The organism is Candidatus Filomicrobium marinum (assembly GCF_000981545.1).
In the GTDB taxonomy this organism is placed as follows: domain Bacteria; phylum Pseudomonadota; class Alphaproteobacteria; order Rhizobiales; family Hyphomicrobiaceae; genus Filomicrobium; species Filomicrobium insigne.
Genome location: NZ_LN829119.1, coordinates 1,026,389 through 1,051,614, shown reverse-complemented (window position 1 = coordinate 1,051,614; position 25,226 = coordinate 1,026,389). Strand labels below are relative to the sequence as shown.

The window sequence follows — 25,226 nt, the reverse complement described above, 5'->3', positions numbered from 1 at the left end:
TTCGCACTGGGAGGACGAGTTTAAGGCGCGATCGGCGAAGTCCCGGGATACCGGTTCGCTACCCTTATGGTGGGATTATTTGGCCACAACAACGGTCACAGCCGACATTAGCCGGCGTCCCCGTCCGGGCGTCGAGGGGCTGTCTAACACGCAGTTCGCGCATCATCAACGGGGAGATGCGGTCACGAATGACGCAGTTGTGCTTTGCGTTGGTGCATACCCGCTTCCACCTTGGGGAGTTTTGGGTGCGTTGTGGCGAGCTGCGGCGCACTCGCGTGGAGAGCATTGTCGCCTTAAAAACATCCCATCATACGGTCCTACAAAACAGGCGTAGGCTATATTTAAATAGTGTTTTCATAAGGTTCTGCGGAGTTTTATGCGCATTTCATAGCGCGCTGCGTGCGTCTCACGGACGCTCATAAGAAGCTGTAAGGATCGATATCGACGCTCAGGCGGACGTCTCCTTTGATCGGCGGCATCCGCGACAACCAAGCGCGCAGATAATTTTGAATGTCGATGTCGCGACGGGCTTTCGCCAACAAACGCCACCGGTGCCGACCTCTGATTATGGCGATCGGCGCTTCGGTCGGGCCCAAAATGCGAATCTGCTCTGCCGGCGGAGCGCGATGTGCAATGTCTCGGGCAATCATTTCGGCTGCCTGCTTGTCGCGGCTGGAGACAATGAGCGCAGCCAATCGGCCGTAGGGGGGTAAAAGTCCCGCCTGCCGTTGCGCAATTTCCCTTTCAAGGAAGGCTTCACGATCGCCATGGATAATCGCGGCCATCACAGGATGGTCAGGCAGATGAGTTTGGATGAGGCCACGCCCGCGCGCAAAGGCGCGCCCAGCGCGACCAGTCACCTGATGGAGAAGCTGGAAGGTGCGCTCGCCGGCGCGGGGATCAGCGCCTTGTGCGAGGCCGAGATCGCCATCGACAATCCCTACAAGATTGAGGTCTGGGAAATGGTGGCCCTTCGCGACGAGCTGCGTACCGATGATGATATCGGCCTCGTGCCGCTCGATCCGTTCGATAACCCGGCGCATTTCGGTTAAGCCTGGGATGAGATCGGAGGAAAGTAATTCGATCCGGGCCTCCGGGAAGCGCTCTGCGACTTCTTCGGCCACGCGCTCCACACCCGGACCGCAAGCCGTGAGCTTGTCGGCTTCTCCGCAGCTTGGGCATTTCTCCGGTATCGGAAGAGAAAATCCGCAATGGTGGCAGTTCAGCTTCTTGCGAAAGCGATGCTCGACCAGCCACGCGGTGCACTGCGGGCATTCGAAGCGATGGCCGCATTTCTGGCACAACGTCAGGGGGGCGTAGCCGCGGCGATTTAGAAACAAAAGAGACTGCTGACCCCGCGCCAAGGTCTCAGTTATGCCCTCAACGAGCGGCGGAGCGAGCCAGCGGCCTTTTTCAGGGGGTTCCCGGCGCAGATCGATCGCCTCGATCTCAGGTAATTCAGTACCGGAAAATCGCCCTGGCAACACAACGTGATTATACCGCCCCGTCCGAGCGTTGACGTGGCTCTCAATGGAAGGCGTTGCAGATGCCAGCACAACGGAGAAGCGCCCAAGACTGGCGCGCACCACCGCCATGTCGCGGGCTTGGTAGTGAACGCGATCGTCCTGTTTGAAGCCTCCGTCGTGCTCTTCGTCGACGACAATGAGCCCAAGATCCGTGTAAGGCAGGAACAACGCCGATCGGGCGCCCACGACGACACGGGCTTCTCCCGTCGCCACCCCACGCCAGATGCGGCCCCGCTCGGGGCCTGATAACGCCGAGTGCCATTCCACCGGAGGGCAGCCGAAGCGATCCTGAAAACGGCCCATGAACTGGCTGGTCAGTGCGATTTCCGGAAGCATGATCAGCACTTGGCGCCCACGTTCCAGCGCGCGCGCCACCGCCTCGTAATAAACCTCTGTCTTACCCGAACCCGTGACACCATCGAGGAGGGTCACCGCGAACGTGCCACCGTCGACGGCCGCGCGTAGCGCCATGACGGCGCGTTCCTGATCTTCGCTCAACTCAATGGTGCGGTGATGGGGTTCTGGGATTGGACACCGCTTCTGTGGAATTGCCGCCTCGACAAGACAGCCGGCAGTGATCAGACCATCGACGACACCTGTTGTGCACGCCGCTTCCTGTGCCAACGAGGATTTAGCCCGGATCAGTCCGTCTGAAGCGATGTCGAGTACACGTTGGCGGGCAGGCGTCATCCGCGGAGGCATCGCTGCCCCTTCGACGATTGTGACGCCAAATCGCGGTTTCTGCGGTTCGAAGACCTCCCGCGCGCTCATCATCATGCGGACGACCATGCCGAGCGGCGCCAGCGTGTATCCGGCGATCCATTCGGCGAATCGGAGAGACAAAACAGGCAAAGGCGGCGCATCGAGCGTGCCCGTCACTGCCTTGAGTTTCGCAGGATCAATCGGTTTCGCCGGCGTACCACGTGGTTCGTCCCAGACGATCCCGATGCGCGATTGCGGCCCGAACGGCACAAGGACAAAACTGCCCGGCGGCGGAACGCCCTCGGGCGGCGCCAGGTAGTCGTATGTTTGATCCAATGCGACCGGGAGCAGCACAGGCACGCATTCGCCTTGCCGCGCCTTCACGTCGGGCTGTAGATCAAGAAGATTGGTCAATGCGGCGGCCTTCACCCGGGTTGATCTTGAGCGTTATAGCTCTCGATTTTTTGCCAGTAAGGCCCAACATGGGGCTTTAGCGGCAGCGCTGGCAGGTTAAGCGCGATCGTTAGCTTTGCGCGCGACTCGACTTTGGCGCTCAGCGCATATTTGAGCTACAGAGAAATCCAAGAACTCAAACTAGCCTAGGCTTCGCCATTGGGCGAACCGATGGCAGGGGGAAGATCATGAAATTCTTCGTGGATACTGCCGATCTCAATGAAATCAAAGAACTCGCTGCGACGGGCCTGCTTGATGGCGTGACGACTAATCCGTCGCTCATCGCCAAAGCGGGCGGCGACTTCAAGACAACAATCCGCGAGATCTGCGCCATTGTCCCAGGCCCCGTTTCCGCCGAGGTCGCCGCGACGGATTACGATGGGATGCTGGCAGAAGGCCGAGAACTGGCAAAGATCGCCAAGAACGTTACCATTAAGGTTCCCCTGACACTGGACGGTCTCAAAGCCTGTCGGGCTTTGACCTCTGAAGGTACCCTCGTCAACGTTACTCTGTGCTTTTCAGCCAACCAGGCGCTACTGGCAGCCAAGGCCGGGGCGACATTCGTCTCTCCGTTCATTGGACGGCTCGATGACATTGGCCTCGATGGCATGGCGCTGATCCGTGAGATCCGGCAGATCTATGACAATTACCAGAACTTCTCGACGGATATTCTGGCGGCGTCCATCCGCACGGTGAACCACGTGAAAGAAGCCGCGCTCATCGGCGCCGATGTGGCTACGGTTCCACCGGCCACCCTCAAGGCTCTGGTCAAACATCCCCTGACCGACAAGGGATTGGAACAGTTTCTTGCGGACTGGGCGAAGACAGGACAAACGATCGTTTAGCCCTCCGATCTCGGCCCCACGCTTTAAACGACTAGCCACTCGGTGCACATCATCGCCCAATCGCCCGGAAGGAAACTCTGGGCGTTGGCGATGTAGGCTGGGCCCATTTCCGCCAACAACTCGGGCTTGTCGGCGAGCCTTTCAACGACGACCCAACGGTTCCACTCCAGCGTGAGGCTCCACATCGGTTCTCCGATGTTGGCGTTGGGAAGGCGGCAATGAAACGTGGGCCGCGGCCTGACGAGACCCGGGGCCAACCGCGCACGTACACGCTTTTCGTCAAGCCACATGAAGAGCGGGAGCAAATCGAGCTCTCGGTTCCGGGTCGGATTATAGTCAATGTAGTCGTCGATGAGATTCGCAGTGTCAGGCCAATAATCGGGATCGAGCACCTTGTAGGCATAGGCCGCGGGAAACGGATCGACGAACGAAAGGAGCCGGCGGGCAAATGCAATCGACATAATGCTCCGCAGCCAGTTGGAGAGCAGGATGTCCGCCTTCAACACACTTAGGATCCAGTGCGGATCGCGGGTCGCGATCTCCGGATTGAACTGGGCGCCGAACGCGTGCAGCAGATTATCGTTCGTTCCCTGCGCGCCTTCCTCCCGCAGCGCCTTGAGGAGGTTTTCAAGTTCCACTAGCTCGTCGAACGCGACCGGCGGACAAACCACCTCGTAAGGAACCACAAGAGAACTGAGATCCCCATACAGTGTCCGCATGGAATCGCGGAAGCCGTCCACGATGGCGGCAAATCCGGTTCCTTGATAGACGCTATCTCCCGGTTGGCGGTGCGCGTATTGGCTGTCGAGTTCGACAACGAAGCGACCAAACTTAGAATTCTCAATGCGATAGCGATGGGCGTCGTCACGCTCGACTTTGCCGCCGTAGAGGCCTGAAACACGCGTGGCAACCTTAGCGGCGGCTACGGCTGCAAATTCGAGCTCTACGCCGACGCGGCGTCCTTTTCCTTCGTAATTCAGTTTGCGGGGTGGCAATCTTAACTTTGTAGCGGCAGGTTTCATTGCTCCGACTTGGTTAACGTCGCGATATGGGGCTTCAAAGACGCGGGCGAATCTGATCGTTCTGGCAGAGTCCGCAGTGAGCCGCGCGATTTTACGCTAGGGAGTCTAACGCAGACGGAGGGCTTTTGGTTGTGTCTGGCGACGATGAGTTGTCGCGGCTAGCCGAAGACTGGCTCGAAAGCCTCAGCAATGAGCGCGGGGCTTCAGCGCATACGCTTGCCGCTTACCGTCGTGATCTCGAACAATTCGAACGCTACTTGGCTGGCCGCCTAGGGCGATCACCTGAGCTTGTCGATATCAATCAGCTGACCGCACAAATCGTGCGGGGTTTCATGGCTGCGCGGCGGCGCCAAGGTCTTGGTTCGCGGTCGTTGTCACGGACGATGTCGGCGTTGCGCACTTTCTTCAAATGGCTGGAAGGACGGGAGATCGCGAAGAATCGCGCCGTTCTGCAAGTAGCCATGCCCAAGGTCGGTCATGGCGTGCCCAAACCGCTGACCGTGGAAAAGGCAGGTGCCGTTGTCGACCTCGGAGCCGGTGCTGAAGTCGATTGGGTTCTGGCGCGCGACGCGGCTGTATTGTTACTGTTGTACGGTGCCGGATTACGCATAGGAGAAGCGTTATCGCTGACACGACAGGACGCGCCGGTCAAAGGTCGAGACAGTTTGCGGATCGTCGGGAAGGGCGGCAAGGAACGGCTTGTGCCGATCCTCGAAGTTATTCAAAGTGCTGTCGAACGCTATTTGGAACTGGTGCCTTACAAACTGCCGCCTGATAGTGCCCTATTTGTCGGCGCGAAGGGTGGGCCGCTTTCGCCCCGCATCATCCAGCTTACTGTCAAACGTCTGCGGGAAAGTTTGGGCTTACCTGACACGGCGACACCGCATGCTTTGCGCCATTCCTTCGCGACGCACCTCCTATCTGCAGGCGCCGATCTCCGCCAAATCCAGGAACTGCTCGGGCATGCCTCGCTTTCGACGACGCAAATTTATACCGAAGTCGACCGTGACCGCCTGCTCGCAGTTTATGACGCCGCGCATCCTCGCGCCTGATTTTCCGTTGAATCCCTTAGTCTTCCCAGGCCCCCTTCCGTTGTCCGTCCAGCTTATTCTGTCGTACGGGTGCGATATCTCGTTGCATAGGTAACTTCTGGCGGTTGATCTGCGTTAAAACCCACGCCATAGGGGGGCTGGTTCTCATTTGGGCCCACCTGAAAACCAATTTTTGCTTGTCGTTGCCAGTTAGGGAGTTCCATTGCCATGCCGGCTGTCCGGTTGTTTGCTTTATTGCGCGCGCGCAGCGCTCTTACGCGTGCTGCTGCCGGAGCGCTCGCCGCCATAGGGCTCGTGTTCAACCTCTCCGCATTCGATGCCTCCGCCGCTCTCGCTAACGACAAAGATGCTGGAACCTGTTCAGGGCGGGATATCTTGGCTGACGTACAGGCGCAAGATCCTGCGAGCTTTACGAAGATTATGACTGAGGCGCAGGCTACCGCGAATGATGGTGCCGCGTTGTGGCGTGTTGAACGCGACGGAAAGCCGGATTCCTACCTGTTCGGCACAATCCATCTAACCGACGAACGGATCACCGAGCTTTCCGATGCCGTGAAGAGCGCCATTGGCAAATCTCGTGTGGTCGCGTTGGAAGTCGCTGATATCTCACCGGTCGCGACAATGCAGGCTATCGGGGCAGCTTCCGATTTGGTGCTTTTCGACAATGGCCACCGCCTCGACCAGGTGATCTCTTCCGAAGCTTTCTCGCTGGTCGAGAAAAAGCTGGAAGAAGCTAAGCTGCCGACCGCGATGGCTCACATGTACAAGCCCTGGGTCGTGAGCATGATACTGGCGGTTGGCCCTTGCGAGCGCGAACGGGTCGCAGGGGGCAAGCTCGTCCTCGATATGGTCGTCTCCGCCTATGCGCAGGAAAAGAAGATCCCTGTCGTTGGACTTGAGACGTTACAGTCGCAGCTCGAAGCCGCCGCGGCCGTGCCGATGGACGAGCAGGTCCAGATCTTGCGCGCCAGTCTGGTTCACGCAAGCCGTGCCGATGATCTCCGTGAAACGGTGTTGCGCCTTTATCTCCAGAGAAAGCTAGGAGCGGTGATTCCGCTGCAGCTGTACGTGGCGGCCAAATCCGGTGAAGTGACAGACAATCTTGATGGTTTCCGCGAAGCGTTGATTACCAATCGGAACCGAACGATGCGCACGCGCGCATTGCCTCTCCTGGCAGAGGGCGGCGCGTTTATCGCTGTTGGCGGATTGCATCTCGTCGGCGAAGAGGGGCTTGTGAAGCTCCTGCGTGACGCTGGCTATCGCGTTGTCCCGGTTGAGTGAGGCGCGCCTCGCACCTCAGAGAAACACGATGCGCAGAATGCCGATGGACGCGAGCGCCATCAGGAGGAACAACGCAAACCTACGGAACGCTTCCGGCGTAGTCGACAGATATTGCCGCTGCCCCAGAACAATGCCTGAAATCATGGGGATGAGCAGGATGAGCGCAATCCAGAACGTTGTCGCGCTTATCAGGCCGTTGAGCGACGACAAGCCAACGCCATAAACATACATTGCAAAGAACATCGCAACGAAGACGGCCCGCACTTGGGCCGGCGGGTAGCGCGTCCCCAAAAAGATGACCATTGCGAACAAGCCCCCGATGGAGGCGAGGCCGGATCCAAAGCCCGTCACGAATCCGGTGAATGCGGCAAGAGGCCATGTCATGCTGCGATGGAAGCTGACGCCACGCCAAATCAGAAATGCTGAGACCAGCACGCTCCAAGCCAAATAGAAGCGGACCGTATCGGGCTCAAGATGGACGAGCAGATACTGACCTAGGGGCAGGCCGACGGCGCATCCCGCCAGCATGGGCCAGAAATTCGGATAGTCGATATCTTTCCGGACCGAAGGCAGCATGTGAATGCTCGCGACGATCTCGAGCATGAAGAGCGCAGGGACCAGCGTCGCTGGAGGGATCACCAGGGTCCCGCCAGCGATGACGATGGCCGAAAAGCCGAAGCCGGAGTAGCCACGCACGATGCCCGCAACGATGGCTACGGCGACGAGCAGGCCGAGTTGGAGCCCGCTTAGCCCAATGGCGTCCAATAAGGTCGAAATGGCGTTGCCCCGATATCCGTCAAGTGTTTCGCGAGGCGCTGTAGGCCTTTAGGCAACAAAATGCCATTTCTATTTGCGCATCCGCTGATAGACACTGTGAACTATGCGTGAGACCATATCCTGTCTTGCGCAAGTTTGGCCGTTGGCTCACATGTGAATGGCGCGTTTTTGGACAGCCATGGCGGCCTCCTTGACGGCTTCCGTAAGCGTGGGGTGTGCATGGCACGTGCGCGCCAGATCTTCTGACGAGCCGCCAAATTCCATGATCACAGCCGCTTCGGCGATAAGCTCGCCAACGTGCGGCCCAACCATATGGACGCCGAGTATCCTGTCCGTGTGCGCATCGGCTAGCACTTTGATGAAGCCGTCCGTCGTCCGGTTCACTTTCGCGCGGCCGTTGGCCATGAAGGGGAATTTTCCGACATTGTAGGAGATACCGGCTTCCTTCAGCTCTTCCTCGGTTTTCCCGACAGAAGCGACCTCTGGGTACGTATAGATCACATTGGGAATGACGTCATAGTTGACGTGACCCGCCTGGCCCGCCAGCAGCTCGGCAAGCGCCACGCCTTCGTCTTCCGCTTTGTGGGCCAGCATCGGCCCTGCGATCACGTCGCCGATAGCGTAGACGCCATCGACATTGGTTGCGAAGTGATCGTCGACGATAATGCGGCGGCGATTGTCGAGTGCGACGCCCAATTCTTCGAGCCCCAATCCCTCGGTGTATGGCACCCGGCCGATTGCAACGAGAACAACGTCTGCTGCAAGTTCCGTTGCATCTCCACCGGCAACCGGCTCAACGCGCACTTTGCAGCCCGACTTGTCCTTCTTGAGGGACGTTACCTTGGCGCCAAGCTGGAAGGTGATGCCCTGTTTGGACAGGATCCTTTGGAACTGCTTCGCTACTTCATTGTCCATTCCCGGCAGGATGCGATCAAGGAATTCAACGACGTGGACCTTAGCGCCCAGACGACGCCAGACCGAGCCGAGTTCGAGGCCGATCACACCGGCGCCAACGATGATCATCGTCGACGGGACCTTGCTCAGTTCAAGCGCGCCAGTGGAAGAAACAACGCGCTTTTCATCAATCTCTACGCCAGGCAGCTTTGCGACGTCGGAACCGGTAGCGATTACGATTGCCTTCGTTTCCAACTCGACAACTTCACCCTTTTCCGGCGTTACGCTCACCTTTCCAGGTGCGAGAATACGTCCGGTGCCTGTGTAGGAATCGATTTTGTTCTTCTTCAGAAGGAAGGCAACGCCATCAACGTTGCCCTTGATGCCGTCAGCCTTGAAGGCCAGCATTTTTGCCAGATCCAATTTAGGGCTGACCTCAATCCCCATACCGGCGAAGCCGTGGCCCGCCTCTTCATAGAGTTCGGAGGCATGCAGCAATGCCTTTGACGGAATGCAGCCAACATTGAGGCAGGTGCCGCCATGCGTGGCGCGCTTTTCGACGACCGCCACCTTGAGCCCAAGCTGGGCGGCCCGGATGGCACACACATAGCCTCCCGGACCAGTGCCGATGACGATCAGATCGTAAGGTCCTGCCATTTCGTTTCGCTCCTTCGTCTCAATCTCTTGCGATCACGTGCGGGGCTCCGCGGACTTACAGGTCGAGAACGAAGCGATGCGGGTCTTCAAGGCATTCCTTGACGCGAACCAGGAAGGTCACGGCTTCCTTGCCATCGACGATGCGGTGGTCGTAGGAGAGCGCCAGATACATCATGGGGCGCGCGACGATAGAGCCATCTTTCAGAACGACGGGGCGCTGCTCGACGCGGTGCATACCGAGAATACCGGACTGCGGCGCATTAAGAATCGGCGTCGACATCAACGAACCAAAGACGCCGCCGTTGGTGATCGTAAAGGTGCCCCCCTGCATCTCTTCGATGCCGAGCTGTCCATTACGGGCCTTATGGCCAAATTCGGCAATCTTGCCTTCGATCTGGGCGATCGACATTTTGTCGGCCTCACGGACGACGGGCACGACGAGCCCTCTGTCCGTCCCGACGGCGACACCAATGTGGTAGTAGTCTTTGTAGACCAGATCTTGGCCATCGATCTCCGCGTTGATCGAAGGAATCTCCTTCAAGGCCTGGATACAAGCTTTCGCGAAGAAGCCCATGAAGCCCAGCTTGACACCGTGACGCTTCTCGAAAAGATCCTTGTACTGACTGCGCATCTCCATGACCGCCGACATGTCGACGTCGTTGAAGGTGGTCAGCATCGCAGCGGTGTTCTGTGCATCTTTCAAACGACGGGCGATCGTCTGGCGCAACCTGGTCATCTTAACGCGCTGCTCGCGCTGGTCGTCAACGGGCGCGGATGGCACGCGCAGACCTTGCGACGGAGCGGGTGCGGCTACAGGCACATAAGATGCCGTCGCTGATGAACTTGGCTGCGCGCGCTGAGCAGAAACAGCCGGGACGTCGTGTTTGAGCACTTGGCCGCGACGACCAGAGCCTTCCACGTCTGTTTTCGACAGGCCTGCTTCTGCCAGCGCCTTTCGAGCTGCTGGAGATGGCGGCATGTCCTCCTTGGAGGAACTCGAGCTTTCGGCAGGGGCTGGTGCTGCAGCGGACTTTGACGGCTTGGCGGCCGGGGCTGGGCTCGCCTCAGTTCCTTGTCCCAAAGTCGCGAGCAAGGCTCCAACTTCGACAGTCTCTCCCTGCTGGATAATGATGTCCGCCAGAACGCCGGTCGAGGGGGCCGGCACCTCTACCGTGACCTTGTCCGTCTCCAGTTCGACAAGAGGCTCGTCGACCTTCACCGGATCGCCCGGCTTCTTAAACCACTGGCCGACCGTGGCTTCGGTAACAGACTCACCCAATGAGGGCACGCGAATCTCGATAGACATCTTCGCCGGACCTTTCGCTTTTCCTAGCAGAAGCGCCTGACAGGCGCCCCCCAAAATGGCTTGCTGCAATATGAGGAGAGCGCTTAAGCGTTCAAAGCCTCTGAGACAAGCGTCTGTTGCTCTGTCTGGTGACGTTTTGCCAATCCGGTGGCCGTCGACGCCGATGCGGGACGCCCGGCATAGATGGCCCGAGAAGCGTTCGCGCCGATATGATCGAGAACCCATTCAAGGTTCGGTTCAATCCAGGTCCATGCTCCCATGTTCTTCGGTTCTTCCTGGCACCAGATGTATTCGGTGGCGTTGGTGAAGCGGCCGAGCTCCTGGATAAGCGTGCGTGCTGGGAACGGATAAAGCTGTTCGACGCGCAGAAGATAGACGTCCTCAAGTCCGGCGGCTTGTCGCTTCTCGTAAAGATCGTAGTAGACCTTGCCCGAGCAGAGAACGACGCGGCGGATCTGGTCGTCCGGCTTAAGCTTGAGACCCGAAGCGTTTCGCATCTGGCGGTCGCAATCGTCCCAAAGAACGCGGTGGAACGTTGTTCCGGTCGCTATCTCCTCCAAGCGGGATTCCACGCGCTTGTGACGGAGGAGCGATTTCGGCGTCATCAGGATCAGCGGCTTGCGGAACTTGCGGTGCAACTGGCGACGCAGGATGTGGAAGTAGTTCGCTGGCGTGGTGCAGTTGGCCACCTGCCAGTTGTCTTCCGCCGAGAGTTGTAGGTATCGCTCGAGTCTGGCCGAAGAGTGCTCAGGGCCCTGACCTTCGTATCCGTGCGGAAGCAGGCAGACGAGGCCTGACATGCGCAACCACTTGCGTTCACCTGACGACAGGAACTGATCGAAGATCACCTGCGCGCCGTTGGCGAAGTCGCCAAACTGCGCTTCCCACAAAACAAGCGCGTTGGGCTCAGCCAGCGAAAACCCATATTCAAAACCTAGTACGGCTTCTTCCGAAAGCATCGAGTTAATAACTTCGAACCGCGCCTGGTCGGCAGAGATGTGCCGTAGGGGCGTGAAACGCTTTTCTGTTTCTTGATGGGTAAGGACGGAGTGACGTTGGGAGAAGGTGCCGCGTTCGCAATCCTGTCCGGACAGACGCACCGGGAAACCTTCAAGAACCAGCGAGCCGAAAGCCAAGTGTTCGGCCATGGCCCAATCGATGCCGACGCCTGAGTCAATCATCTCGCGGCGGCGATCCAACAACCTCTGCACGGTTTTGTGCACGATGAAGTCCGAGGGGATCGTCGTAATACGCCGGCCGATATCACGAAGCGTGTCGATGTCTACGCCCGTCACACCGCGACGAGCTTCGTCCTCGGCGAACCCGATGGATGACCACCGGCCGTCGAGCCAATCCGCCTTGTTTGGCTTATAGGCGTCTGCAGCCGCGAATTCTTCCTCCAGATGCGAGCGGAAGCCCGCGTACATCTGGTCAACATCCGAATCCGCCAGGACGCCTTCCTCGATCAGTTTGTCGGCGTACAGACGCGCGACCGGCGTGTGCGCCTTGATTCGGCGGTACATGCGCGGCTGCGTGAACATCGGCTCATCGGCTTCGTTGTGACCGAACCGCCGGTAGCAGACCATGTCGATGACGACCGGCTTTTGGAATTTCTGCCGGAACTCAGTTGCGATTTTCGCGACGTGAACGACGGCTTCCGGATCATCACCGTTGACGTGGAAGATCGGCGCCTCAACCATCTTGGCCACGTCCGTGCAATAGGGCGAGGACCGCGAGTGCCGCGGGTTGGTCGTGAAGCCGATCTGATTGTTGATGATGAAGTGAACCGAGCCGCCGGTACGGTGCCCCTTCAAACCGGAGAGGCCAAAGCATTCGGCAACGACGCCCTGCCCTGCGAACGCCGCATCACCGTGCAGCAGCAAGGGCATGATCGACGTGCGTTCGTTCGGTGCACAGCCGTGTTGATCCTGCTTCGCGCGTACCTTGCCCAGCACTACAGGATCAACGATCTCCAAGTGAGAGGGGTTCGCCGTCAGCGAGAGGTGAACGTTGTTGCCGTCAAAGGTGCGATCCGATGAGGCGCCGAGGTGATATTTGACGTCGCCCGATCCTTCCACGTCGTCCGGCTTGAACGACCCGCCTTTGAATTCATTGAAAATGGCACGATGGGGTTTCGCCATGACATTGGCGAGAACGTTGAGGCGGCCGCGGTGAGCCATGCCGATAACGATTTCACGAACACCCAACTGGCCGCCGCGCTTGATGATCTGCTCAAGGGCTGGGACCATTGCTTCGCCGCCGTCAAGGCCGAACCGCTTCGTACCGGTGTATTTGACGTCTGCGAACTTTTCGAAGGTCTCAGCTTCGATCAGCTTGTTGAGGATCGCTTTCTTGCCTTCGACGGTGAATCTGATGTCTTTGCGTTCACCCTCAATGCGCCGCTGAATCCACGCCTTCTGCAGGGGATTAGTGATGTGCATGAACTCGTAGCCGATGTGACGGCAATAGGTCCGGCGCAGAATATCGAGAATCTGGCGAATGCTCGCCGTCTCAAGCCCAAGAACGCGATCGATAAAAATCGGACGGTCATAGTCGGCTTCCGTGAAGCCATAGGTTTCAGGCTTCAGTTCGGCGTGCACTCTGCGGTCGGCGAGGTCCAGAGGGTCCAACTCGGCAGCCAAATGGCCCATCACGCGATACGCGCGAATGAGCATGAGAGCGCGAATGGAATCTTGGGTCGCGCGCAGCGAGGCGACCGGTGATAGATCGACGCCCATATGATTTGCGTGGGCGGAGATTTTCCCGTGAAGGGTCCGTTCAACCTGGGCGTAGTCACCGGTCAGTGCAGCAACCAGATCGCCGTTGGACTCGAGTTTGGTGAGGGGCGTCGCCCACGGCGGGTTGCCCGGATCGGATTCTACGACTGACTTGTCTTCCTGGAGGCTTTCAAAAAAGTGCCGCCAAGCGTCAGGCACTGAGCCGGGATTGGCGGCATATTGCGCCTGCAAATCCTCAATATACGCGGCGTTGGCCCCATCCAAGAATGAAGTCAAGAGAAACGACTGGTTAAGTGCCTCGCGCGTCATAGCCGCCCGCCTGTTTGTTAGGCCCACAGTTCGCGGATCGCGTCAGAGCGCGCGATCTCGCAGTTGCATACTCCGACATTACGCCAGATCGAGGACACGCAATCACGCCCGCATCCTCACCCTCCGAGATAGCGCCCAAAAAATTTGGGACACTATGTCTTGATATTAGGCGTCGTGTCCGGACATTAAAAGACCTCCGCCGCCACGCAAGACGGCGAAGGTCTAACTGTACTTAGTAGGTTTTGACTAACGGTTTAAGACCGCCGAAAGTGTAGTACCGAGCGAGGCTGGGCTATCGGCCATGGCAATGCCGGCTTCGGTCATCGCTGCGATCTTGTCTTCAGCCTTGCCTTTGCCGCCGGAGATGATCGCGCCGGCGTGGCCCATGCGCCGGCCTGGAGGCGCCGACGCACCGGCAATGAAACCAGCCATGGGTTTGCGCTTGCCTGCCGCTGCTGCCTGCTTGATGAACTCGGCCGCTTCTTCTTCAGCCGAACCGCCGATTTCGCCGATCATAATGATCGAATGGGTGTCGGGGTCGTTGAGGAACATGTCGAGCACGTCGATGAACTCGGTCCCCTTCACTGGGTCGCCGCCGATGCCGACAGCCGTCGATTGGCCGATGCCGGCATCCGTGGTCTGCTTGACCGCTTCGTAGGTCAGGGTTCCTGAACGGGAGACGATCCCGCACGTACCCGCCTTGAAGATGTTGCCAGGCATGATGCCAATCTTGCAGGCATTCGGAGTCAAAACTCCGGGGCAGTTCGGACCAACAAGGCGCGACGCGGAGCCAGATAAGGCGCGTTTCACCTTGACCATGTCCATAACCGGGATGCCCTCGGTGATGCACACGATGAGCGGGATTTCGGCATCAATCGCTTCGAGGATGGCGTCTGCCGCAAACGGCGGCGGCACATAGATGGCAGAGGCCGTTGCGCCGGTCGCCTTTTTGGCATCGATCACGGTGTCATAAAGCGGGATGTCTGCCAGTTCGGCGTCCGGGTGCTTTGTGCCGCCTTTGCCCGGCGTGACGCCACCAACGATCTGGGTGCCGTAGGCGCGCGCTTGCTTAGTATGGAAGGTGCCCTGCGCGCCGGTGAGCCCCTGGCAGATTACCTTGGTTGTCTTATCGATAAGAATGGCCATTGGTGAGCCTTTTATAGAAATCTGATCTCAACTTGGATGCGTGGCGAGAGGCTCACGCGACGGCTTTCACTTCGTCCGTAATCTTTTTGGCAGCATCGGCCAGATCGTCAGCCGGAATGATCTTCAGCCCGGATTCGCTGAGGATCTTCTTGCCGAGATCAACGTTTGTGCCTTCCAAACGGACAACGAGTGGAACTTTGATTTCCATCTCGCGCGCGGCCGCGACGACGCCTTCAGCGATGATGTCACACCGCATGATGCCGCCGAAAATGTTGACCAGAATGCCCTTCACCGCCGGATCGTTGAGAATGATCTTGAACGCGGCTTGCACCTTTTCTTTGGACGCGCCACCGCCAACGTCGAGGAAGTTGGCTGGCTCGGCGCCGTACAGCTTGATGATATCCATCGTGGCCATGGCGAGACCTGCACCGTTGACCATGCAGCCGATGTTGCCATCGAGTTTGACATAAGAGAGATCGTACTTGGAGGCTTCGAGCTCCATCGGATCTTCTTCTGCCAGGTCGCGCATTTCGACAATTTCGGCATGCCGGAAGAGCGCATTGGAATCGAAATCCATCTTGCCATCGAGCGCGATCAAGCTGCCGTCCTTGGTCACGACCAGCGGATTGATTTCGAGCAGGCTCATATCCTTCTCGATGACCATGTTATAAAGTGCATTGACCATCTTAACGCATTGCTTGACCTGATCGCCTTTGAGGCCCAGCGCAAATGCGACTTTACGGCCGTGGAATTGCTGGAAGCCCGAAGCCGGATCTATCGACAGCGTGGTGATGCGTTCAGGCGTATCGTGAGCCACCTTCTCGATGTCCATGCCGCCGTCCTGGCTCACGATGAAGGCGACGCGCGAGGTCGCACGATCGACCAACGCGGAGAGATAAAGTTCGCGCTCAATGGCGGAGCCGTCTTCAATATATAGCCGATTGACTTGGCGCCCGGCTGCGCCCGTCTGTACGGTAACAAGCGTCTTGCCGAGCATCTGATTGGCGAATTCCTTCACCTCATCAATTGACTTGGCGAGACGAACCCCGCCTTTGTCGCCTGCTTCGGCCTCTTTGAACGAACCTTTGCCACGGCCGCCAGCGTGGATCTGGGCTTTTACCACCCAAACCGGGCCGGGCAATTTCTGCGCGGCCGCAACAGCTTCGTCGACTGTAAAGGCAGGATAGCCTGTCGGAGTGGGAACACCGTATTGGCGATATAGTTCTTTGGCCTGATATTCATGAATGTTCATGTTGAGCTTTTCCGCTTGCTGGACGCCTCAAATGCGACGGCCAGTTCCATTGCCATTCCTTGGGGCTGCCCGTTTTTTGGATCAGCTTGGCATACCATATACCAGTGCGCTTCCTGAGCAAGGCGCGATCAACTTAGGTTGTCTATCGCAGCAAAATTCGCTCAGCAGGCGACACATTCCGTTGCCACGGGGGGCTAAAACCAAAACGGCGCACCATTTGGGTGCGCCGTTTGCGATCATCTAGGCGCCGAGCTGCGGTGCAATTTGGTTACAGGCATCGACAAGGCCTTTCACTGATTCGACCGACTTCATGAACATCGCGCGTTCGCCGGAGTTCAGGTCGATTTCAACGATCCGTTCGGCGCCACCTGCGCCGATCACCACCGGAACACCAACGTAAAGTCCTTTGACTCCATATTCGCCGTTCAAGTATGCGGCGCAAGGCAGAACCCGCTTCTTGTCCTTGAGATAGCTGTCAGCCATTTCGATGGCGGATGCGGCTGGAGCGTAAAAAGCCGAGCCGGTCTTCAAGAGTGCAACGATTTCACCACCGCCCTTACGGGTACGGTCCACGATTTCATCGAGGCGTTCCTGCTTGATCCAGCCCATCTTTACAAGGTCAGGGAGGGGAATACCGGAAACGGTGGAGTAGCGGATCAGCGGCACCATGTCGTCGCCGTGACCGCCCAGAACGAAGGCCGACACGTCTTCAACCGATACGTTCAGCTCAGTCGCGAGAAAGTGACGGAAGCGGGAGGCATCCAAAACGCCGGCCATTCCGATGACCATGTTACGTGGCAGACCCGACGCCTTCTGAAGCGCCCAGACCATCGCATCGAGGGGATTGGTGATCGCGATGACCAGAGAGTTCGGTGCATATTTTTTGATGCCTGCGCCAACCTGCTCCATCACCTTGAGATTGATGCCCAGCAGATCGTCGCGGCTCATACCCGGCTTGCGCGGAACACCGGCGGTCACGATGCAAACATCGGCGCCTTCGATATCAGCGTAGGAACTCGTGCCCTTCAATGCGCAATCAAAACCCTCCACGGCTCCGGATTGCGCGATATCGAGCGCCTTGCCGTTGGGAAGTCCCTCGGCGATGTCGAACATCACGACGTCGCCTAGCTCCTTCAAACCGACAAGGTGCGCAAGCGTACCGCCGATCATGCCAGAGCCGATGAGTGCGATTTTGGTGCGCGCCATTGAGCGTTATCTCCTTCAATTTGGAATAAATCTTGGTCTTGTGGATGAATGACGGTGAGCGCGTCCAATTCAGCACACTTTGAGACTGCACTAAAGCTGGGATCCAAAGTGCGACAGATGGCCATCGCCAACACAGACCTGAATAACGGCTCAGGTTTGCTGACGGAAGATCGCCCAAAGTATCTGATGGATGCGTTGGCCGGCGGTTTCCTACCCATAATGTGGACACCGACAGTCCCACTTCGGAGAATCTGAATTCCCGAACGGTAGCCAGAGTTGCGCACAACCCTTTGTAACGCCCGGGGGTTGACGAAGGTTCCCTCGATAGGCGATGCATGTGCACTGCAAGATAAATTTGCCGGCGCGCCTTGCGTGGTAAGGCGGTCAAGCGCGGCTCAAGGGGATCATGAGGTTTAAGGCAAGTAGGGGCAGGAGGGACACGTTGATACGGGGAATCTATTGCGCGCTGGCAAGCTTTATTGCCGCGCATATCTTCTTGGCGCCAGCCGTGCTGGCCGAGGAAGACAACTACAAACTTCTCAAGCTTCAGGGGCATTTCGCAAGATGGTCTCCAATTCAGTCCAGCGAAACAACGGTCGTCACCTACGCCTTTGCCAATAAGATCGTGCATAGCAAAGATGCCCGCAATTGCGGAGCTATGCAGCCTATGGGCAAGGCGCTCGACCATTCGCGTATTTCCATGAGGCAATTCCGCGAGGAATTCACCAAAGCAACGCGCATGTGGGAAGAAGCGGCAAACATTCGCTTTGTTGAGGCGGCTACGCCGCAAGTGGCGAATATTTTGATCGGCGCTCAGGTTAGAGGCATCGGTCGCGCCTTCACAAATGTCGAACTGGCGGCTGACCGCGTATCCCCCGGCACGCGCCAAATAAAACGTTCACTGATCTGCCTCAATCCTGACATGCCGTGGAAAGTTGGGTTCGATGGCGACCTAGCTGCTTATGATCTACGGTACACGCTGGCGCACGAACTCGGTCATGCGATCGGCCTTGATCATCCCAGCGAGCGCGGATCTCTGATGTTCTATAAATATGATGAGACGCAACACGATCTCGCCGTCGGCGACATGGCCGGAGCCGCTCTCATTTATGGTGCGGGGCCGAAATTCGCTAAAGCCAAAGCGAAGACTTTGACACCTCCTACCGAACTGGCCGACACCAATTCCGACGGGACCGAGAAAGCGGACGAGCCGTCGTCACGTCGATCCAGTTTTGGACTCGGTGGGAAACCATAACGCGCGATTGCTAACGTTCGTACGGAACTCAGCGAAACAATCAATTGACGTCACTATAAATGCTCCCAGCGGATATTCCGTTGGGAGCATCTTGCGTATCGTAGCGTCAGATTGACATGGAACCCTACTTCGGGATGGGCCGTTCTTTGGAGCAGTTGCCTTTGCAGGCAGCGCTCAGCCGCAGTAAGGCGGTTGAACAGCTCCCAAGGATGTAAAAGAGGTTTATCGCTATGAAAAAGCTCATCACCACGGCCTCGCTACTGGCACTTATGGCTGCAGGCCCTGCTTTCGCGCAGAGCGCGGCTCCAGGCGCTGATCCGGCCAAGCCGTCAATGGGCGACACGCAGAACAAGCCGGCCACTCCTGATAGCGCCATGCCGGGTTCAAGCAACGGTGCTGCTGGCATGGAAGACAAAGCGCCGGGCGCTTCAGCTCAGTCCCCAAGCGCGGAGACCATGAGCAAGTCCACCGCTGATGCAGGCGCCACGACAATCGGTCAGGGCGAGCTTCGTGTCAGCAAGCTGATCGGTTCGTCGGTCCGTAATGGTGCCAATGAATCTATCGGCAACGTGAATGACGTATTGCTGACGAAGGATGGTCAGGTTGAATCCATCATCGTGGGCGTCGGTGGTTTCCTTGGACTGGGTGAAAAGAACGTCGCCCTTCAGTTGTCCGAGTTGAAGATCGACAACACCGACCCCAATAAGCCGATGATCACTGCGGCCGCGACAAGCGACGCGCTGGCTGCAGCACCAGAATGGAAGCCGCCCCAGAAGCCGGGTGCCAGCTCCGGAACGAGCCGATAATAAAAGGCAAAATACTCGTTGCTTCGATCGGCCCGGAACTTCTTGTTCCGGGCCGTATTATTTAGTGGGCAGATCCTGCAGCGCCATAGTTCTATAGCGCGCGGACATTTTCAGCCCGCCGGTTTCGCGTTTCGAGGTATTGTTCGGTACGCATTTCCATGAGCCGGGAGACCGTTCGCTCAAATAGGTCTGCGCCATCTCCATGCGGATACAGTGCATCAGGCTCGGCCGCCGCTGATGAAATCAACCCCACCTTGTTGTCATAAAGCGCGTCAATCAGATTTATGAAGCGGCGCGCTTCATTGCGCTTGTCTGGAGTCAGAATGGGGATGTCTTCTATTATTAAGGTATGGAAAGCGTGCGCGATCTGAAGATAGTCAAGTGCACCGAGTGGGCGTGCGCACAAGTCGGCAAAACTAAATCGAGCTACGCCCATCGCTGCTGCGGGGACCTCGATTGTTCGCCCCTTGACTTCGATACCCTGAGAAGACGGGTTCGCTACTCCGGTCAGGCGCATCCAAAGAGCATCCAGTTCGGCGCGCGCGACTTCGTCAGCCGGAGAGAAATAAAGCTGACGACCGGCAAGCTTAGCGAGCCGAAAGTCTTTTTGCGCATCGAGGACATGCACCGACATATGATCTTCGATCAAGTCAATGAAAGGTAGGAAAAGCGCGCGATTAAGTCCGTCTTTATATAAGTTCGCTGGCGCTGCGTTGGACGTTGCAACGACGACAACGTTGCGCGCGAAGAGGACGCGAAACAGCCGGCCCAGGATCATCGCGTCGGTAATGTCCGTGACGTGAAGCTCATCGAAACACAAAAGGCCGGCCCTATCGGCAATACGAGATGCAGCAAGCGGGATGGGGTCTCCAGGCTCATCCTTGCGGGCGGCCTGGATCTGCTCATGGGTCTCGGCCATAAATTCGTGAAAGTGAAGACGCGTCTTGGGCGCAAACTCAACATTCTCGAAGAATAGGTCCATTAGCATCGTCTTCCCACGGCCGACGCCGCCATGGATATAGAGCCCCTTTGGCACTTGAGGGGCTGACGACCTCCCAAGGTTCAGCCAGGAGAGAACGCCACGGCGGCGCGCACGATAGAGGCTCAATGCGCGCGCCAGTTCGTCGAGCCGCACGACCGCTTCCTGCTGGGCCGGGTCAGCTTCAATTTCATTGTTCGTAATGCGTTGCAGGTATGCGCGCAAAACAGGACCGGAATGCTTAGGTAGTGCTGTCATTCCCTTCCCAGTTCGTGTGCAATACCGCATGCTTCATTTCGGGTATAGCGCTCATATATAAAGAATACAGGCAGTAAAATCGTCCTATTTCTATTCGAATAAGCCCAAAGAATCGTCCTTGACGCCAGATGAGGCATTATCCCGCCTGTGACTTACAGTCCCGCTATACCTTTGGCGAGGCGACATATGGCAACCGGCCCCCCATCTGCCTTTCACCTGTCGTAATGTTGGGTGCAATACAAGGTGCGCAAAACAGCGTGCCAATTGGACTGCAGATAATCACTCGTCTGCACCAGGCGATTATAGGTCAACCAGAACTGAGGTGATGTCATGAGCGATGACCGGTTCTGGGGAGGAACAATAAGAAAACTGTGGCCGACGGAAGTAGAAAAGTTCCGCGACCATCTACTGCGGCTAGATAAGAGTAGCCGGAGAATGCGTTTCGCCCACGGCGTATCGGACAGTTTCATCGGAGACTACGCGCTCCGCATGAACGATATGGGGGGGATCGTCTACGGCTACATTGTAGACGGGGAAGTCCGCGCAGCAGCCGAACTACGCAAACTCGGGGATGCTTGGGGTACCCAGGCTGAAGCCGCGATATCCGTCGAACCTACCTTTCAAAATAAGGGCCTCGGTTCGGAATTGATGGGTCGTGTCATCCGAGCTGCAAGAAACCGCGGCGTACACCAGCTTGTCTTGAGCTGTCTTTCTGAGAATTCGAAGATGCAGGCAATCGCAAGACACTTCGAAGCCGATCTTAGGTTTGAGTACGGCGAAGTGATTGGAGAGATCATTCCGGAGCAACCCAACTACTTTTCGATCTGGGCGGAAGCCATGGAAGATCGGGTGGGCTACGTCCTTGCCGTGTTGGACTTACAGGCACGCACGCTCGCGGCGGCATAGTTGTTTATCCGTCGACACGTGCAACCGTTTCAAACTAACGTTGCACGAACTGTCTTCGCCGTTATGCATCAGGATAAAGAAATGGGGCGTCGGTGGCGCCCCATTTTCTTTTTGACCGTGATTAGATTTTTCGAGACCGCTTTTCTAAAGTCTTCTCCCTCCACATCACACCGTATCGATTACCCTCATTTGCAAATGCGAAGTGATACGCATCGCTCCTCACATTGATCATCCTTGCGCAACGCGATTTTCAAATCTGACGAGAGTCAAAAACCGATTCAAAAAACGTCTCGACGTTCCATGATGTTGTCTCGTGCACCTAACTTTTGATCTCGTCGAAACGCGTTACCTATCTAAAAGCCATCAAATTTGAGTCCTTCACGCAACACTTTGAGGGGAAAGAGAGATTATTTCACCCGACAATTCATTTTGCATGTCAACAAATTCCTCGAACTTGCACATGATTTTTTTAGTCCGAAATTGATTCGGGCGGACACCTTAGAGAAACAGAGAAAGAGAGACTACGATGACTGAAAAGATAAAGGCTCCGGCCAAGAGCAAAGCAAAGAAGGCTCCCGCGAAGAAGGCTGCTGCTAAGAGCACGGCTCGCAAGTCAACGAAGACCACGGCGTCTGCTTCGGCTCGCTCCGCAGCTCCGGCTCGCAAGAAAGCTGTTACGGCAAAGGCTCCGGCGAAGAAGGCTGCTGCGAAGAAGCCTGCCGCTAAGAAGCCCGCCGCCAAGAAGACCGCTGCTAAGAAGCCGGCTGCTCGTAAGCCCGCTGCTCGCAAGGCAGCCGTCAAGCCGGCTGCTAAGAAGACCGCTGCTAAGAAGCCTGCAGCTCGCAAGGTTGCGAAGAAGGCAGCCTAACGAAGCGATATTCCGTTGGCTCCGGATGGGCACCGGAGCGTCAACGGTTCGACTTCCCACCAAGAATACCAATGAACGACTTAGAAGGCCGGTTGCAGCGCTAAGGTTGCACCGGTCTAATTTTTTGCGAAACGTGTCGAGAAGAGATATGCGGGCCCACTGTGATATGTAGGCTACGAGGCCTATTAAGCCTCGAATCATAGGTAATTTCTAAACAGCGGGCTTTCGAATTGTATTCGAAAGCCAAACGCCGCACTCGTCATCGCTAAACGCGACGCTCAACCATCAATTTCTTCAGTTCAGCGATGGCTTTGGCTGGATTCAAGCCTTTTGGGCACGCCTGGGTGCAGTTCAAAATGGTGTGGCATCGGTAGAGCCGGAATGGGTCCTCGATATTGTCCAAACGCTCTCCGGTTGCTTCATCGCGGCTATCGTTGATCCAACGGTAGGCTTGCAGGAGTATCGCTGGGCCGAGATAGCGATCCGAGTTCCACCAATAGCTTGGGCATGACGCCGAGCAGCACGCACACAGAATACACTCATACAGACCGTCCAGTTTCTCGCGATCGTCCCGCGATTGCTTCCACTCTGTCGGCGGAGTTGGGGTTTCTGTTTTCAACCAGGGCTCAATCGAGCGATGCTGCGCATAGAAGTGGGTCATATCCGGCACCAAGTCCTTGATGACTTGCATGTGCGGCAATGGATAGATCTTGATCGCGCCCTTTACATCGTCGATCGCTTTGAGACAGGCCAGCGTGTTGGTGCCATCAATGTTCATAGAGCAGGAGCCGCAGATGCCTTCGCGGCACGACCTGCGGAACGTCAAGGTCTGATCAATCTCATTCTTGATCTTGATGAGCCCGTCGAGAACCATCGGCCCGCACTGATCCTGGTCAAGCCAGTAGATGTCGATGCGGGGATTTTCCCCGTCATCCGGACTCCACCTATAAATGCGGAACTCTTTCCAGCGCCCCGAGCTTTGGGGTGAGTTCCAAACCTTGCCAGATTTTACCGTCGAATTGCGAGGGAGCGTGAGCTGGACCATTGAGCCGTCAGTTTCTGTTGCACTGCATCTAAAATGGATAAGCAATGACATGCGGCTTCCAGGCAGCCCTGTCAACGCCACTAATGGTCAAGAGCAAGGTGTGTCGTGACGAGAACATGACGCTTGCTGCTTATTCCAAGCGATAGGTCTTCATGTCGCGTACGAGCGACGTCAGGCGCTCCGACACTTCCAACCCGACTTCAACGGTTGTTTTGAGCGTAGCGCGCGACTGGATAAGCTCGTTGAGCTTTTGCTGGCACTCGCCGAACCCGAAAAAGAGCTCTTCCGGCGCGTTGATTTCTCCGTCTTCGACAGCCGACATCACATCAAAGGCATTCTGAGATGCCAGAACCAGCATCGACGCCACGTCATTCACGATTTGTTGGAACACGCGCGCTGAGTCAGGAGATACACGGGCACTGTGCACTCCGAACTTTAGCGGGGAATTCGGTGAAGCGCCTTCACCACAGAAGAGCTTGGGGTGCTTCTGAAACCGCCGGAATATCTCAGTCAGGCCCAGACAACAGGTCTCCAGATCGCGCAGTGCGGTGCCGGCTTTGCGTTTCGGCTTACTGCGATCCGGTGTTTTGTCCTGTGCGGCCCAGTTAATGCTCGCAATAGACGAGACGGCGCCCAAAGCTGCAATTGCAGGCAGTACAATGGAAAAGGGATCTGGTGCGCTGCGCGTGTCGGACGGCGACACTGGAACGCGCGGTGGCTGCCGCGGAGGGATGGCGGCAGGCTTCTTTTTCACGGTATCTCCCCCTGGGCGCACAATTCCCGACAACAAGCGTGCAAGCATAGCGGTAACGCTCCCGTGCCGACTCGGTTTATCGCGCGGATGCTCCTACAGAGCTTCTGTGTCAAGCAAGAGCCACGTTGCCAGCAGCACACATAATCAGGGGATGTCTCGTCCCTGAGGCACGGAGAGGGCAACTCCACAGTTTTCTCACGGGCGGCTCTGACGAATTGGTGAGGCTATCTGAGATCACTGAGTCAGCTGTTTACGCGATCTCTGTCAGTAACCTCGCCGGAAAGTTCCCGCTGCCTTGTTTACCGATCCGGTGGCCATCAGCAATTGCGCTGAGCAGACGGCAAAAGCGGCCATCGCTATGGCATAGGCCAGTATCGAGTGTGACAAGTGGGACTGTGCAACGGCGACAAACGTAGGTGTTGATACGAAAGTCGTGGCGTACATTCCGATGAAGTGCATGGCACTAATCGCCATACCCATTATGACGCCACCTATCATGGTTTCAGCAAGCCCGCGTTTGCCCATCGCAAACCAGAGCGCCGCGCAAGCCGCAAGGACCGCAATCGCTACAGATCCAAGCGTCCCCAACAAATGAAAGGTCAGCCCGCATCCGCGTATGGCAGATACGCCGAGATAGTGCATGCCGGCGATCCCGAGACCAATGAGTGCGCCCCCGTTAGCGTGCCAGGAAGACCCTTTGGGTTCTGCGACGCGACGAACAACCCTAAACCGCATACTGTGATCGCGAGTAGAAGAGAGGCCACCGTCTCTGTCATATTGTAGGAGATCGCGGTGGGAAACTTAACGGCGAGCATTGCTATGAAGTGCATGGCCCAGATGCTGCCGCCCATGACTGCGGCGCAGTTTATACACTGAGCGATGATTTGGCTCATGGGCTTCCGTTCGTCGAGAAGCCCAAATGTCAGAACGAGCGATGTCCAGGATCCCCAGATGGCAACCGCGATCGATACGCCCACGAGCAACGGGTCATATTCAATTTCCAGCATACGCGTGCCCCAAAAAAATTCGTAGCAGACCCGTTCGTGCAGTTGCTCAGATTAAAGATAATCCGACCTCTTCGTACCATGATTAACATGGTGGGGGCCGTCAAATTTGAGGAAATATCCTGCTCTAATCGCGGAAACGTTGCTGTCTAACCCAGCTGATATACGGGTGCAATTCAAGTTCT

At 57.1% G+C, this 25,226-nt stretch carries 21 protein-coding genes; 7 read left to right on the top strand and 14 right to left on the bottom strand.

Annotation, left to right across the window (positions count from 1 at the left end):
* Nucleotides 1-416 precede the first annotated feature (416 nt).
* A complete protein-coding gene (locus tag YBN1229_RS05145) occupies nucleotides 417-2,642 on the bottom strand; it encodes a primosomal protein N' (protein ID WP_052744098.1) in 2,226 nt (741 codons plus the stop codon).
* Between the two features lie 227 nt (nucleotides 2,643-2,869).
* Between YBN1229_RS05145 and fsa the strand changes: the two genes are divergently transcribed.
* On the top strand, nucleotides 2,870-3,526 hold the full coding sequence (fsa, locus tag YBN1229_RS05140) for a fructose-6-phosphate aldolase (protein WP_046477240.1): 657 nt from the start codon (nucleotides 2,870-2,872) through the stop codon (nucleotides 3,524-3,526).
* A 23-nt stretch (nucleotides 3,527-3,549) separates the two neighbouring features.
* On the opposite strand, the gene YBN1229_RS05135 is transcribed toward fsa, so the two are convergent.
* Nucleotides 3,550-4,548, bottom strand: a complete 999-nt coding sequence (locus YBN1229_RS05135) for an amidoligase family protein (RefSeq protein WP_046477239.1) — start codon at nucleotides 4,546-4,548, stop codon at nucleotides 3,550-3,552.
* A 131-nt stretch (nucleotides 4,549-4,679) separates the two neighbouring features.
* On the opposite strand from YBN1229_RS05135, the gene YBN1229_RS05130 reads away from it, so the two are divergent.
* Both YBN1229_RS05130 and YBN1229_RS05125 read left to right on the top strand, forming a co-directional pair.
* A complete protein-coding gene (locus YBN1229_RS05130; protein ID WP_280136723.1) occupies nucleotides 4,680-5,600 on the top strand; it encodes a tyrosine recombinase XerC in 921 nt (306 codons plus the stop codon).
* Between the two features lie 207 nt (nucleotides 5,601-5,807).
* On the top strand, nucleotides 5,808-6,881 hold the full coding sequence (locus tag YBN1229_RS05125; RefSeq protein WP_052743719.1) for a TraB/GumN family protein: 1,074 nt from the start codon (nucleotides 5,808-5,810) through the stop codon (nucleotides 6,879-6,881).
* Nucleotides 6,882-6,896: 15 nt separating this feature from the next.
* Here the strand turns inward: YBN1229_RS05125 and YBN1229_RS05120 are convergent, their stop codons facing one another.
* From YBN1229_RS05120 to mdh, 7 genes are all read right to left on the bottom strand, one after another.
* The gene (locus YBN1229_RS05120; RefSeq protein ID WP_046477237.1) at nucleotides 6,897-7,646 is read right to left on the bottom strand and encodes a sulfite exporter TauE/SafE family protein; all 750 of its coding nucleotides are present in this window, start codon (nucleotides 7,644-7,646) and stop codon (nucleotides 6,897-6,899) included.
* A 159-nt stretch (nucleotides 7,647-7,805) separates the two neighbouring features.
* Entirely contained in the window at nucleotides 7,806-9,209 is a 1,404-nt protein-coding gene (lpdA, locus tag YBN1229_RS05115) for a dihydrolipoyl dehydrogenase (protein WP_046477236.1), read from the bottom strand.
* 55 nt (nucleotides 9,210-9,264) lie between these two features.
* A complete protein-coding gene (gene odhB / locus YBN1229_RS05110) occupies nucleotides 9,265-10,515 on the bottom strand; it encodes a 2-oxoglutarate dehydrogenase complex dihydrolipoyllysine-residue succinyltransferase (protein WP_046477234.1) in 1,251 nt (416 codons plus the stop codon).
* Nucleotides 10,516-10,598: 83 nt separating this feature from the next.
* A complete protein-coding gene (locus YBN1229_RS05105; RefSeq protein ID WP_046477232.1) occupies nucleotides 10,599-13,562 on the bottom strand; it encodes a 2-oxoglutarate dehydrogenase E1 component in 2,964 nt (987 codons plus the stop codon).
* A 246-nt stretch (nucleotides 13,563-13,808) separates the two neighbouring features.
* Complete coding sequence (gene sucD, locus YBN1229_RS05100; RefSeq protein WP_046477230.1) at nucleotides 13,809-14,708, bottom strand: succinate--CoA ligase subunit alpha; 900 nt, start codon at nucleotides 14,706-14,708, stop codon at nucleotides 13,809-13,811.
* Between the two features lie 52 nt (nucleotides 14,709-14,760).
* Nucleotides 14,761-15,960, bottom strand: coding sequence for an ADP-forming succinate--CoA ligase subunit beta (gene sucC, locus YBN1229_RS05095; RefSeq protein ID WP_046477228.1), 1,200 nt, complete (start codon nucleotides 15,958-15,960; stop codon nucleotides 14,761-14,763).
* A gap of 240 nt (nucleotides 15,961-16,200) precedes the next feature.
* A complete protein-coding gene (gene mdh / locus YBN1229_RS05090) occupies nucleotides 16,201-17,166 on the bottom strand; it encodes a malate dehydrogenase (RefSeq protein WP_046477226.1) in 966 nt (321 codons plus the stop codon).
* A 442-nt stretch (nucleotides 17,167-17,608) separates the two neighbouring features.
* On the opposite strand from mdh, the gene YBN1229_RS05085 reads away from it, so the two are divergent.
* Nucleotides 17,609-18,421, top strand: a complete 813-nt coding sequence (locus YBN1229_RS05085) for a matrixin family metalloprotease (RefSeq protein WP_052743718.1) — start codon at nucleotides 17,609-17,611, stop codon at nucleotides 18,419-18,421.
* A gap of 230 nt (nucleotides 18,422-18,651) precedes the next feature.
* Nucleotides 18,652-19,227: a PRC-barrel domain-containing protein gene (locus YBN1229_RS05080; protein ID WP_046477223.1), complete on the top strand. Its 576-nt coding sequence runs from the start codon at nucleotides 18,652-18,654 to the stop codon at nucleotides 19,225-19,227.
* Nucleotides 19,228-19,318: 91 nt separating this feature from the next.
* Here the strand turns inward: YBN1229_RS05080 and zapE are convergent, their stop codons facing one another.
* Nucleotides 19,319-20,464: a cell division protein ZapE gene (zapE, locus tag YBN1229_RS05075; protein ID WP_052743717.1), complete on the bottom strand. Its 1,146-nt coding sequence runs from the start codon at nucleotides 20,462-20,464 to the stop codon at nucleotides 19,319-19,321.
* A 435-nt stretch (nucleotides 20,465-20,899) separates the two neighbouring features.
* Between zapE and YBN1229_RS05070 the strand changes: the two genes are divergently transcribed.
* Together YBN1229_RS05070 and YBN1229_RS18870 are read left to right on the top strand one after the other, a co-directional pair.
* Nucleotides 20,900-21,370, top strand: coding sequence for a GNAT family N-acetyltransferase (locus YBN1229_RS05070; protein WP_244465013.1), 471 nt, complete (start codon nucleotides 20,900-20,902; stop codon nucleotides 21,368-21,370).
* 526 nt (nucleotides 21,371-21,896) lie between these two features.
* On the top strand, nucleotides 21,897-22,238 hold the full coding sequence (locus YBN1229_RS18870; protein ID WP_046477218.1) for a hypothetical protein: 342 nt from the start codon (nucleotides 21,897-21,899) through the stop codon (nucleotides 22,236-22,238).
* Nucleotides 22,239-22,503: 265 nt separating this feature from the next.
* On the opposite strand, the gene YBN1229_RS05060 is transcribed toward YBN1229_RS18870, so the two are convergent.
* From YBN1229_RS05060 to YBN1229_RS05045, 4 genes are all read right to left on the bottom strand, one after another.
* On the bottom strand, nucleotides 22,504-23,283 hold the full coding sequence (locus tag YBN1229_RS05060) for a succinate dehydrogenase iron-sulfur subunit (RefSeq protein ID WP_046477215.1): 780 nt from the start codon (nucleotides 23,281-23,283) through the stop codon (nucleotides 22,504-22,506).
* A 130-nt stretch (nucleotides 23,284-23,413) separates the two neighbouring features.
* The gene (locus tag YBN1229_RS05055; RefSeq protein ID WP_244465012.1) at nucleotides 23,414-24,085 is read right to left on the bottom strand and encodes a hypothetical protein; all 672 of its coding nucleotides are present in this window, start codon (nucleotides 24,083-24,085) and stop codon (nucleotides 23,414-23,416) included.
* Between the two features lie 216 nt (nucleotides 24,086-24,301).
* Nucleotides 24,302-24,679, bottom strand: a complete 378-nt coding sequence (locus tag YBN1229_RS05050; protein ID WP_076605284.1) for an MHYT domain-containing protein — start codon at nucleotides 24,677-24,679, stop codon at nucleotides 24,302-24,304.
* Nucleotides 24,637-25,044 carry an MHYT domain-containing protein gene (locus tag YBN1229_RS05045; protein WP_052743715.1) on the bottom strand — a complete coding sequence of 136 codons (408 nt, stop codon included), beginning with the start codon at nucleotides 25,042-25,044 and terminating at the stop codon, nucleotides 24,637-24,639. The genes YBN1229_RS05050 and YBN1229_RS05045 overlap by 43 nt, the downstream gene beginning before the upstream one ends.
* Between the last annotated feature and the right edge of the window lie 182 nt (nucleotides 25,045-25,226).